This window comes from Jiangella anatolica (genome assembly GCF_003236295.1).
GTDB lineage: Bacteria > Actinomycetota > Actinomycetes > Jiangellales > Jiangellaceae > Jiangella > Jiangella anatolica.
Genome location: NZ_POTW01000145.1, coordinates 1 through 11451, shown reverse-complemented (window position 1 = coordinate 11451; position 11451 = coordinate 1). Strand labels below are relative to the sequence as shown.

General features: G+C 71.6%; 9 protein-coding genes and 1 pseudogene. 3 read left to right on the top strand and 7 right to left on the bottom strand.

Annotated features, from left to right (window positions below; all coding sequences use genetic code 11):
* Positions 1-379, top strand: a pseudogene (locus tag C1I92_RS34165) (MFS transporter); the annotation flags it as partial.
* 20 nt (positions 380-399) lie between these two features.
* Positions 400-1611 carry an MFS transporter gene (locus tag C1I92_RS31565; RefSeq protein ID WP_111258598.1) on the top strand — a complete coding sequence of 404 codons (1212 nt, stop codon included), beginning with the start codon at positions 400-402 and terminating at the stop codon, positions 1609-1611.
* Here the strand turns inward: C1I92_RS31565 and C1I92_RS31560 are convergent.
* Together C1I92_RS31560 and C1I92_RS31555 are read right to left on the bottom strand one after the other, a co-directional pair.
* Positions 1602-2090, bottom strand: a complete 489-nt coding sequence (locus C1I92_RS31560) for an SRPBCC domain-containing protein (RefSeq protein WP_111258597.1) — start codon at positions 2088-2090, stop codon at positions 1602-1604. The genes C1I92_RS31565 and C1I92_RS31560 overlap by 10 nt on opposite strands.
* Entirely contained in the window at positions 2087-2428 is a 342-nt protein-coding gene (locus tag C1I92_RS31555; RefSeq protein WP_111258596.1) for an ArsR/SmtB family transcription factor, read from the bottom strand. Before C1I92_RS31555 ends, C1I92_RS31560 begins: the two co-directional genes overlap by 4 nt.
* Before the next feature lie 522 nt (positions 2429-2950).
* Between C1I92_RS31555 and C1I92_RS31550 the strand changes: the two genes are divergently transcribed.
* On the top strand, positions 2951-3523 hold the full coding sequence (locus tag C1I92_RS31550; protein WP_111258595.1) for an SH3 domain-containing protein: 573 nt from the start codon (positions 2951-2953) through the stop codon (positions 3521-3523).
* Positions 3524-3604: 81 nt separating this feature from the next.
* Here C1I92_RS31550 and C1I92_RS31545 read toward each other — a convergent pair whose 3' ends face one another.
* From C1I92_RS31545 to C1I92_RS31525, 5 genes are all read right to left on the bottom strand, one after another.
* On the bottom strand, positions 3605-4813 hold the full coding sequence (locus C1I92_RS31545) for an MFS transporter (protein ID WP_111258594.1): 1209 nt from the start codon (positions 4811-4813) through the stop codon (positions 3605-3607).
* Positions 4810-5523 (bottom strand): respiratory nitrate reductase subunit gamma, encoded by a 714-nt coding sequence (narI, locus tag C1I92_RS31540; RefSeq protein ID WP_111258593.1) that lies wholly within the window; start codon positions 5521-5523, stop codon positions 4810-4812. The genes C1I92_RS31545 and narI overlap by 4 nt, the downstream gene beginning before the upstream one ends.
* Positions 5520-6152 carry a nitrate reductase molybdenum cofactor assembly chaperone gene (gene narJ / locus C1I92_RS31535; RefSeq protein WP_111258592.1) on the bottom strand — a complete coding sequence of 211 codons (633 nt, stop codon included), beginning with the start codon at positions 6150-6152 and terminating at the stop codon, positions 5520-5522. The genes narI and narJ overlap by 4 nt, the downstream gene beginning before the upstream one ends.
* Positions 6149-7810 (bottom strand): nitrate reductase subunit beta, encoded by a 1662-nt coding sequence (narH, locus tag C1I92_RS31530; protein WP_111258591.1) that lies wholly within the window; start codon positions 7808-7810, stop codon positions 6149-6151. Before narH ends, narJ begins: the two co-directional genes overlap by 4 nt.
* On the bottom strand, positions 7810-11451 hold a 3642-nt coding region (locus tag C1I92_RS31525), incomplete at its 5' end, for a nitrate reductase subunit alpha (RefSeq protein WP_199521787.1). The genes C1I92_RS31525 and narH, both read right to left, overlap by 1 nt.

Genomic DNA, 11451 nt, shown 5'->3' with positions numbered 1-11451 from the left:
GGGCTGGTCCCTGGTCATCGGGCTGGGGCTGCTCGCCATCGGCGCGCTGTGGCTGGCCAGGGTGCCGGCTGACGGCGGCTACGTCCTCGACGTGTTGCCGGCGTTCCTGCTGGCCGGCTTCGGCTTCGGGCTGTGCGGGCCCGCGCTGCAGATCGGCGCGCTGACCGGCGTCGCGGAGCAGGACACCGGGCTCGCGGCCGGGCTGGTCGAGACGACGCGGGAGATCGGCGGCGCGACCGGGGTCGCGGCGGTGTCGGCGGTGCTGGTCGGCGGGTCCGGTCTGGCCGGGTTCCACCTGGCGTTCGGCTTCGTCGCCGTGCTCGCGCTGCTCGGCGTGGTCGCGACCGTCGCCGGGTTCGCCGGCCGGAAATCAGGTTGAGCGGGCAGGGCAGATGCCCGATGCTCGTCCTCGTGGCCGGCCCGTGGCGGCGCGACCCCGCCTTCCGGTCGCTGTTCGCGGCGCGCACGATCTCGTTCCTCGGCGACTCGCTCAGCCTGGTCGCGCTCATGCTCCATGTCGCGGACACGGCCGGGCAGGCGCTCGCGGTCGCGCTGTTGCTGCTGGCCGGCGACCTGGCGCCGGCGCTGCTCGCGCCGCTGACCGGCGCGGTGAGCGACCGGTGGGACCGGCGCCGGGTGATGATCGGCTGCGAGCTGGCCCAGGCCGGGCTGCTGGTGGCGATCGCGGTGTCGCTGCCGCCGTTGCCGCTGCTGCTGGCGCTGGTGGCGCTGCGGGCGGTCGCCGGGCATGTGTTCCTGCCGGCGTCGCGGGCGGCGGTCGCGACCCTGGTCCGGCCGCGAGACCAGGCCGCGGCGAACTCCGCACTGGGCCTGGCCACCAACGGCGGCGAGGCGCTCGGGCCGCTGGTCGCGGCGGCGCTGTTCCCGGTGGCCGGCGTGCGCGGCGTGCTGCTGGTGGACGCGGCGACGTTCCTGCTGTCGGCGCTGCTGCTGCTCCGGCTGCCCGCACTGCCGCCGTCGGGGCCGGCCGGGCCGCGCGACGGCCTGCTGACCGACGCCCGGATCGGCCTCGGCGTGCTGTGGCGGACGCCGGCGCTGCGGATCGTCGGGCTGGGGTTCTGCGCCGTCGTCGCGTTCAACGGCATCGACGACGTCGCGCTGGTGCTGCTGGCCCGGGACACGTTCGGGGCCGGCGACTCGGCGACGGCGGCGCTGCTGGCCGCCGTCGGGATCGGGCTGCTGGCCGGCTACGCGCTGCTCGCGCGTTACTCGTCGCAGGCCTCCATGGTGTGGCTGCTGGTCGCCGGGTTCGCCGTGAGCAGCGTCGGGAACCTGCTGACCGGGCTGGCGTGGGCGGTCACGGCGGCGTTCGCGCTGCAGACGGTGCGCGGATTCGGCATCGCCGCGATGGACGTCGCGACGAACACGCTGCTGCCGCGGCTGGTGCCCGACGCGCTGCTCGGGCGGGTGTTCGGCAACCTCTACGGTGCGATCGGGCTGGCCGCCGGCGTCTCCTACCTCGCCGGCGGCCTGCTGCTGGACGCGACGTCGGCGCCGGTCACGTTCGTGCTCGCGGGCGCGGGCGGCACGCTGGCCACCGTCGCCGTCGCGGTCACGCTGCCCCGGGCGCTGCGCCGCCGTCAGCCCTGAGCGACGAGGTCCGCGAGGCGCTCGTACTGCTCCAGGATGCCCGTGATCATGCCGGAGTCGACGGCGAAGTCGAGCACCTCCGGCGCCGGGAAGACCGTCACCCAGAGCACCCGGGTGCCGCCGTCGACCTCGTCGAACGTGATCGTCTCGACGGCGGGCGGGCCGCCGGCCGGCTCCAGGTCCGGCGCCGTCGTGCGGACCAGCCGCTTCGGCGGGTCGACCTCGAGGTACTCCCCCTGGAACGCGATCTCGCCTCCGTCGTACCGGTTGATCCACTTCCACCGGCCGCCGGGGCGCAGGTCCAGCTCGACCACCTCCGTGGTGGTGCCGTGCGGGCCGATCCAGTGCGCGAGGTGCTGAGGCACCGTCATCGCGGCCCACACCAGCTCGCGCGGCGCGGCGAACACCCGCTCGATGACCAGCTCCGATCCGTCCGCGACCACCGTCGTGGCGGCGTCGCCCAGCTCGCGTCGGCTCATGGCGTCTCTCCGTTCTGCAGGTCGCTGAGGTACTGGTCCAGCCGCTCGACGCTGTCGCCGAGGAAGTCGCGGTACAGCGCCATCCAGCTGACGACATCGCGCAGCGGCTCCGGGCGCAGCCGGCACGAGCGCCACTGCGCCCGTCGCGTCTGCTCGATCAGCCCGGCCTTCTGCAGCACCTTCACGTGCTTGGAGATGGCCGGCAGCGACACGTCGAACGGCTCCGCGAGCTGCCCGACGGTCGCCTCGCCCCGCGTCAGCCGGGCCAGGATGGCGCGGCGGATCGGGTCGGCGAGCGCGGCGAACGTAGTGGTCAGCTGATCGTCCAGGACCGGCATTTTCCCCTCCGGTTAATTAACTAGACAGGAAAGTACGATTGCCGCCACGAAATGTCAACCGGAGTGTGAACCGAACGGGGCCGGTGCGCGTCCTACAGTCGCGGGCCGGATCGGCAGCGGGCGCCGGCCGTGAGAATGCTCCCGACGTTGGGCGGCTGCGGGCTCAGCGATCGTTGGCAGCGAAGTGACCGCCTGTGCGGCGCCGGTCACCACGGTCACCGCCCCGCCGTCCGGCCCGCGCCAATGCCGCTCACGGACGGCGGTTGCCGGACATGAGAAGGTCGCTCCGCCAGTTGGGGGGCAAGTGGCGGAGCGACCCTCGTGTGACACCCATAGTAGCGGAGCGTGACCAACTTGTCGCACTAAGTGATGGTATGGCCGCTGACCTGCGTCGATACCGGCCCTCTTCTCTCCAGAAACTCGCGCGCCGGATGCAACCGTGGATCACGCTGAGGAGTGATTGATGGTGAGGAGCCGATACCCGGTCGCACCGCCCGGGACGGCGATGTCAGGAGGTCCATCATGATCATCCGGCAACGAGTCAGGCGAACCGCGATCGCGCTCGCCACGGCCGTCATCGTCCCCCTCGGCCTGCTGGCGACCACCTCGGTCGCGCAGGCGGCGACGACCTACCAGGGCCGCGTCACCGAGGGCATCAACGTCCGCAGCGCGCCGACGAGCTACGCCACGAAGGTCGGTTCGTACGCCAAGGGCGCCACCATCACGATCCAGTGCAAGGTCTACGGCCCGTCCGTCAGCGGCAACAGCCTCTGGTACAAGCTGGCGACCGGCCGCTGGGTCAGCGCCCGCTACGTCGCCAACATCGGCGCCGCGCCGCGCTTCTGCGGCGACGGCCACGAGTACACCGGCCGGGTGTCCTCGTCGACGTCGCTCGCGGTGCGCAGCGGCCCGAACACGGCGAACCTCAAGGTCAGCTCCGCACCGCGCGGCGCGACCCTGCACATCGTCTGCAAGGTCGACTCGCAGAGCGTCGACGGCAACCGGCGCTGGTACCAGCTCACCGGCGACGGCGGCGGCCAGTGGGTGTCGGCCCGCTACGTGACGAACGTGGGGGCGGCCCCGCCGTACTGCTGAGCCCTCCCAGGGAACGTGGGCGCCACACAATAACAACCGGGCGTACTGCTGAGCCCTCCCAGGGGAACCGACGGCGCCGCCTCAGGACAACCGGGGCGGCGCCGTCGCCGTCCGCGCCTTCACCCCGAGCAGCGTGAACGCCAGCGCGCCCGTGGCGGTGATCGCCAGCAGCGTCAGCCCCACGCCGTAGCCGTCCAGCAGCACTTCGTACGTCGCGCCCATGACCAGCGGCGGGAAGAACCCGCCGAGCCCGCCGGCGGCGCCGACGACGCCGGTCACCGTGCCGACCTTCTCCGGCGGGGCGAGCTTCGCGACCCAGGCGAACACGCCGCCGGTGCCCAGGCCCAGGAAGAACGCCAGCGCGACGAACGCGGCGCCGGCCGGCACCTCGACCGGCGGCTGGAACGCGACGACGATCGCCAGCACCGCCGTCCCCGCCAGCGAGATCGCGACCACCCGGCGCGGCCCGATGCGGTCGGACAGCACGCCGCCGAGGGGACGCGCGACGACCGCGGCCAGCGCGAACCCGGCGGTGCGGGTGCCGGCCGCCGTCAGGTCGAAGTCGTAGATGTCCTTGAGGTAGGTCGGCAGGTAGGTGGAGAACGCGACGAACCCGCCGAACGCGACCGCGTACAGGAACGACATCTGCCACGTCACCGGCAGCCGGACCGCCGCGGCCAGCTTCGGCAGCACCGGCGCGGTGTTCGGCGCCCAGGCCGGCGCGTCCCGCATCGACGTCCAGCAGATCGCCGCCATCGCGACCAAGGCGACCGCCACGATCACGTGCGTCGCGACGTAGCCGAACCAGTCCACGAACCGGGGCGTGAAGAACGCCGACAGCGCCGTCCCGCCCATCCCGGCCCCGAACACGCCGGTCGCGAAGCCCCGTCGCGACTGCTCGTACCAGGCGTTGACGAACGGGATGCCGACCGCGAACGTCGTCCCGGCGATGCCGAGGAAGAACCCGAACAGCAACAGCAGCCCGTACGACTCCGCCTCGCCGGCCACCGCGACCAGCACGACGAACGGCGTCGACAGCAGCATCAGGACCGGGAACATCAGCCGGCCGCCGAGCCGGTCGGTCAGCGTGCCGGCCAGGATCCGGCCGACCGAGCCGACCAGCACCGGCGTCGCCACCAGCAGCGACTTCTGCCCGGAGGACAGGTCCAGCTCGCCGGTGTAGCGCACCCCGAGCGGCGCGATCATGTTCCACGCCCAGAAGCTGACGGCGAACGCGACGGTGGCCAGCACCAGGTTGCGGGTCTGGCCGGCGCGGCGGTCGGTGGTCATCGTCGCTCCCTGGTCTGGCCCGGCGAGGGCACCATGGCGTCGCGGCTGCGATAGACGATGTAGGGCCGGAACAGGTAGTGGATCGGCGCGGTGAACGCGTGCACGAGCCGGGTGAACGGCCAGATCGTGAACAGCGCCATCCCGACCAGCGTGTGCAGGTGGAACTGCACCGGCGCGGCGGCCATCGAGTCGACGTCGGGCTGCAGCGCGAACAGCGACCGGAACCACGGCGACACCGACTCGCGGTAGTCGTGCGCCTCGTGCCCGGCGCCGACGCTGACCAGCGTCGTCCACAGGCCCAGCGCGATCGCGCCGACCAGCACGACGTACATCAGCTTGTCGTTGCGGGTCGTGGCCATGAAGACCGGGCCGGTCGTGCGGCGCCGGTAGATCAGGATCGCGATGCCGGCCAGCGTGCATACGCCGGCGATGCCGCCGAACAGCAGCGCGTTGAAGTGGTAGATCCCTTCGCTGACGCCGGCGGCCTCGGTCCACGACTCCGGGATCACCAGCCCGCCGACGTGCCCGACGATCACGACCAGCAGGCCGAAGTGGAACAGCGGCGAGCCGATCCGCAGCAGCCGCGACTCGTAGAGCTGCGACGACCGCGTCGTCCAGCCGAACTTGTCGTACCGGTACCGCCAGATCGAGCCGGCCACCAGCACGACCACCATGACGTACGGGAGCACGCCCCAGAGCACCGTGTTCACGGCCGGTCCCCGTACGGCTGCAGCTCCAGGCCGACCTGTTCGACCGGTGGCGGCGCGACCTGGGCGTGGACGGTGGCCCGGTCCGGCGGCGACTCCCCCGGCAGCGTCGCGCAGACCGCGGCGACCCCGGCGGCGTACGGCGTGCCGAGATCGAGCAGCGCGAACCTCAGCAGCTCCAGGGACGGCCGGTACTCCTGCAGCAGCGCCGTGCCGGCGGCGGGGTCGGCGATCGCGGCGAACTCCAGCACCGTCGGCAGATGGTCGGGTAGCTCGCCGCGCAGGTCGACGACGAAGCCGCTGTCGCGGTAGGCGGCCTTGAACCGGGCCAGCACCTCGCCGCGCCGCCGGGTGTCGCCGTCGGTCCAGTAGGACAGGTGCAGCGCCCGGTCCCGGCTCAGGTCGAAGACCTCGACGTAGTCGCGCTGCAGGTCGCCGAGGTCGCGCCCGGTCAGGTGCTCGACCAGAGTGGCCAGCAGGGTGACGGCCGTGGATTGCGGCTGCTCGGTCAGTGCGCGGCCCAGCAGCGGCAGCCGTTGCGCGAGCGACTCGTCCGGGTAGTCCAGGCACCACGAGGCGACCTGGTGGACGACCCGGTACTCAGTGGCGTGGTCGCGGCGGCGGCCGATCACGACGCACCGTCCTTCGGCGGCGGGAACAGGCCGTCCGGGCGGCCGTTGCCGTCCCAGTTGAGCAGGTTGACCCGGCCGCTGAGGTCGCCCGGCGGGGTGTCGCTGGTCTGGCGCTGCTTCAGCGCCTGGAACGTCTCGACGGCGACCGGCACCGGCCGGCCGCTGGCCTCGCCGAACGGCCCGGACTCGTACATGCCCGGGCCGTCGTCGACGTCGAGTGCGCAGCCGATCTCCTCCAGGTCGTGCGCCTGCTCGGCGTGCGCCGTCGGGATGACGTAGCGCTCGTCGTACTTGGCGATCGCGAGCAGCCGGTAGAGCGCGTACAGCGACTCCTCCGTCAGGCCGACGGACGCCGGGACGGCCGGGTCCGGGTCGCGGCCGAGCGTGACGTCGCGCATGTAGGAGCGCATCGCGGCCAGCGTCCGCAGCACGTTCGTCACCGTCGACGTCCTACCGGCGGTGAACAGCTCGGCGAGGTACTCGACCGGGATCCGCAGCGCGTCGATCGCGCCGAACAGCGTCGCCCGGTCCTCGGCGTCGTGGCCCTGCTCGGCCAGCAGGTCGACCACCGGCGACAGCGGCGGCACGTACCAGACCATCGGCATCGTCCGGTACTCCGGATGCAGCGGCAGCGCGACGCGGTACGTCTTGGCCAGCGCGTACACCGGCGACCGGCGGGCCGCGTCGATCCAGTCGTCCGGCACGCCGCCCGCTCGCGCCGCCGCGGCGACCTCGGGGTCGGCCGGGTCCAGCATGAGGTCCAGCTGCGCCTCGTAGAGGTCCTGCGGGTCCGGCGTCGCGGCGGCCGCCGTCACCCGGTCCGCGTCGTACAGGAACAGCCCGAGGTAGCGCAGCCGGCCCACGCAGGTCTCCGCGCACACCGTCGGCAGCCCGACCTCGACCCGCGGGTAGCAGAACGTGCACTTCTCCGCCTTGCCGGAGCGGTGGTTGAAGTAGATCTTCTTGTACGGGCAGCCGGTGACGCACTGGCGCCAGCCGCGGCAGCGGTCCTGGTCGACCAGCACGATGCCGTCCTCGCTGCGCTTGTAGATCGCGCCGGACGGACACGACGCCATGCACGACGGGTTGAGGCAGTGCTCGCAGATGCGCGGCAGGTAGAACATGAACGTCCGCTCCAGCTCGAAGCGGATCTTCTCCTCGGACTCGCGCCGCACCTTCTCCACGACCGGGTCGAGGTGCCCCAGCTCGCTCGTCCCGCCGAGGTTGTCGTCCCAGTTCGCCGACCAGGTGACCTTCGTGTCCTCGCCGGTGATGAGCGACTTGGGCCGCGCGACCGGGAAGTCGTCGCCGAGCGGGGCCTCGGTGAGCGTCCGGTAGTCGTAGGTCCACGGCTCGTAGTAGTCGGCCAGCTCCGGCTGCACGGGGCTGGCGAAGATGCTGAGCAGCCGCCTCGCCCGTCCGCCCGTGCGCAGCTCCAGGTTGCCCCGCTTGTTCAGCCGCCAGCCGCCGCGCCAGCGCTCCTGGTCCTCGTAGCGACGGGGATAGCCCTGGCCGGGCCGGGTCTCGACGTTGTTGAACCAGACGTACTCGGTGCCGGCCCGGTTGGTCCACGCTTGCTTGCAGGTGACCGAGCAGGTGTGGCAGCCGATGCACTTGTCGAGGTTCATCACCATCGCCAGTTGCGCCATGACCTTCATCAGTAGGTCACCTCCTGCGACCGCTTCCTGATGGTCGAGACCACGTCGCGCTGGTTCCCCGTCGGGCCGAGGTAGTTGAACGCGTAGGAGAGCTGCGCGTAGCCGCCGATCAGGTGCGTCGGCTTCACCAGCAGCCGCGTCACCGAGTTGTGGATGCCGCCGCGCCGCCCGGTCGCCTCCGACTTCGGGACGTCGATCGTGCGCTCCTGAGCGTGGTGGACGTAGACGACGCCTGGTGGCATGCGGTGGGAGACGATGGCGCGGCCGACGAAGACGCCGTTGGCGTTGACGCACTCGACCCAGTCGTTGTCGTGGACGGCGATGGCGCCGGCGTCGTGCGGGCTCATCCAGACCACCGGGCCGCCGCGCGACAGCGACAGCATCAGCAGGTTGTCCTGGTACTCGGAGTGGATCGACCACTTCGAGTGCGGCGTCAGGTAGCGGACGGTGACCTGGCTGGCGCCGTCCGGGCCGAGCCTGGGCTCGCCGAAGAGGCGGTGGAAGTCCAGTGGCGGGCGGTAGATCGGCAGCGCCTCGCCGTAGTCGATCATCCAGTCATGGTCGAGGTAGAAGTGCATGCGGCCGGTGAGCGTGTGGAACGGCTTGAGCCGCTCGATGTTGACGGTGAACGGCGCGTACCTGCGTCCCCCGGTCTCCGAGCCGGACCACTCGGGTGAGGTGATGACGGGGACGGGCGCGGTCTGCGTGTCGGCGAAGGTGATGCGCTTCTCCTCCGAGCCCTCCGCCAGGTCGGCCAGCGGCTTGCCGACGCGTTCCTCCAGCGTGCGGAAGCCCTGCACGGCCAGCGCGCCGTTCGTCGTGCCGGAGAGGGTGAGGATCGCCTCGGCCAGCTTCTCGTCGGTGTCGATGGCGGGGCGGCCGTCGGCGGCGCCGCCGAGCATGACGCCGTTGCTCCTGGCCAGCCTGTGGGTCTGCTCCTCGAGCCGGTAGGTGACGTTCTTGACGGTGAAGCCGAGCGTGTCGGCGAGCGGGCCGATGGCGGCCAGCTTGTCCGCGATGGCGGTGTAGTCGCGCTCGACGACGGTGACGACCGGCCGGGTGCCCTGGGCCCGTCCGCCCGGTCCGCCCAGCTCGCCGGGGGTGTCGTGCTGGAGCGGGACGGTGACCAGGTCCTTCCTCGTGCCGAGGTGGTGTCTCGCCAGCTCGGAGAGCTTGCGGGCCAGCAGGTGGAAGGCGTCGAAGTCGGTCTTCGCTTCCCACGGCGGGTCGATCGCCGGCGTGAACGCGTGCACGAACGGGTGCATGTCGGTCGAGGACAGGTCGTGCTTCTCGTACCAGGTCGCGGCCGGCAGCACGACGTCGGACAGCAGTGTCGTCGACGTCATCCGGAAGTCGGCGGAGATGAGCAGGTCGAGCTTGCCCTCGGGCGCCTCGTCGTGCCAATTCACGTCGTTCGGGCGCGGCGTGTTCGGGTTCTCCGCGCCCATGACGTTGGAGTGGGTGCCGAGCAGGTGCTTGAGGAAGTACTCGTTGCCCTTCGCCGACGAGCCCATGAGGTTCGAGCGCCAGAGGACGAGCGTCCGCGGCCAGTTCTTGGGCGCGTCGACGTCGGCGATGGCGGGTTGGAGTGTGCCGGTCTGGAGGGCTTGGGCGACGTAGTCGGCGGGGTCCTTTGCTTGGCCGTTCTCGACCGCGGCGGCGGCGTCGTCGGCGACCTGCAGCGGGTTCGCGTCGAACTGCGGGTAGAACGGCATCCAGCCGAGCTTCGCCGACTCGGCGATCGTGTCGGCGGTGTGCCGCGCCGTGGTGCTCGTGCTCAGCGGCGACGCCAGCGACGCCGTCGAGTACCCGTCATTGCGCCACTGGCCGGTGTGCATGTACCAATACGCCGTGCCGATCATCGTGCGCGGCGGGCGGGACCAGTCCAGCGCGTTGGCCAGCGAGATCCAGCCGGTGATCGGGCGGCACTTCTCCTGGCCGACGTAGTGCGCCCAGCCGCCGCCGTTGCGGCCCATGCAGCCGGTGAGGATGAGCAGCGCGAGGATGGCCCGGTACGTCGCGTCGCCGTGGAACCACTGGCAGACGCCGGCGCCCAGGATGATCATCGAGCGGCCGCCGGACTCCTCGGCGTTGGCGGCGAACTCGCGGGCGATGCGGACGCACTGCTCGGCCGGGACGCTGGTGATCTCGGCCTGCCAAGCCGGCGTGTACGGGGTGCTGGTGTCGTCGTAGCCGGCCGGCCACTGCCCCGGGAGGTTCGGCCGCTGGACCCCGTACTGGGCGAGCATGAGGTCGAGCACCGTCGTGACCAGGTGGCCGCCGACGCACCGGGCCGGGACGCCGCGTCGGAGGACCTCGCCGGATCCGTCGGGCTGCACGAAGGCCGGGAGGAGGACCTCGACGTTCTCGGTGGTGTCGCCGCCGGCCATGGTGAGGGCGGGTGTGACGCCGTCGAGGTCGAGGTTCCAGCGGCCCTTGCCGGACTCGGCGTACCGGAAGCCGATCGACCCGTTCGGGACGTTCGGGGCGCCGGTGGCCTCGTCGAGCACGACCGTCTTCCACCGGTCCTCTGCTGTTGCCCCGCCCAGGTCCGCGGCCGTGAGGAACTTGCCCGGGGTGAGCCCGTCGCCGCGGTCGTCCAGCCGGACGAGCATCGGCAGGTCGGTGTAGGTGCGGACGTAGTCGGCGAAGAACGGTGTCTGTCTGTCGACGAAGTGCTCTTTCAGGATGACGTGGCCCATGGCCATCGCCAGCGCGGCGTCGGTGCCCGCCTGGGCCGGCATCCACTCGTCGGCGAACTTGGTGTTGTCGGCGTAGTCGGGGCTGACGGTGACGACCTTGGTGCCGCGGTAGCGGACCTCGGCCATCCAGTGGGCGTCCGGCGTGCGCGTGACCGGGACGTTCGAGCCCCACATCATCAGGTACGTCGCGTCCCACCAGTCCCCCGACTCCGGCACGTCGGTCTGGTCGCCGAAGACCTGCGGGCTGGCCACCGGGAGGTCGGCGTACCAGTCGTAGAACGACGTCATCACGCCGCCGATGAGCTGCATGAACCGCGTCCCGACGGCGTGCGACACCATCGACATCGCCGGGATGGGCGAGAAGCCGGCGCACCGGTCCGGTCCGTACTCCTTGATGGTGTGGACGTGCGCCGCGGCGGCGATCTCGATCGCCTCGTCCCAGCTGGCTCGGACCAGCCCGCCCTTGCCCCTGGCCTGCTGGTAGGCGCGCCGCTTCTGCTGGTTCCTCGTGACATCCGCCCACGCCAGGACGGGGTCGCCGAGGCGCTGCTTGGCCTCGCGGTAGAGGTCGAGGAGGACGCCGCGGACGTACGGATAGCGCACCCGCGTCGGAGAGTAGGTGTACCAGGAGAAGGCCGCACCTCGTGGGCAGCCGCGGGGTTCGTACTCCGGTCGGTCCGGTCCCACCGACGGATAGTCCGTCTGCTGCGTCTCCCAGGTGATGATGCCGTCCTTGACGTACACCTTCCACGAGCACGACCCCGTGCAGTTCACCCCGTGCGTCGACCGGACCACCTTGTCGTGGCTCCAGCGGTCCCGATAGAAGACGTCGCCCTGCCGCCCTCCGTCCCGGAACACCGCCCGCCCGTCGTCGGACTCGTCCCAGCGGGTGAAGAAGCGCCCGGCCCTCAACAACGCCGCCGACGCCGTCCCGTCCAC

Excerpts from the sequence above, each read along its gene's own strand:
- C1I92_RS31565 (WP_111258598.1), top strand. The coding sequence starts at position 400 with ATGCTCGTCCTCGTGGCCGGCCCGTGGCGGCGCGACCCCGCCTTCCGG.
- C1I92_RS31560 (WP_111258597.1), bottom strand. The coding sequence starts at position 2,090 with ATGAGCCGACGCGAGCTGGGCGACGCCGCCACGACGGTGGTCGCGGAC.
- C1I92_RS31555 (WP_111258596.1), bottom strand. The coding sequence starts at position 2,428 with ATGCCGGTCCTGGACGATCAGCTGACCACTACGTTCGCCGCGCTCGCC.
- C1I92_RS31550 (WP_111258595.1), top strand. The coding sequence starts at position 2,951 with ATGATCATCCGGCAACGAGTCAGGCGAACCGCGATCGCGCTCGCCACG.
- C1I92_RS31545 (WP_111258594.1), bottom strand. The coding sequence starts at position 4,813 with ATGACCACCGACCGCCGCGCCGGCCAGACCCGCAACCTGGTGCTGGCC.
- narH (WP_111258591.1), bottom strand. The coding sequence starts at position 7,810 with ATGAAGGTCATGGCGCAACTGGCGATGGTGATGAACCTCGACAAGTGC.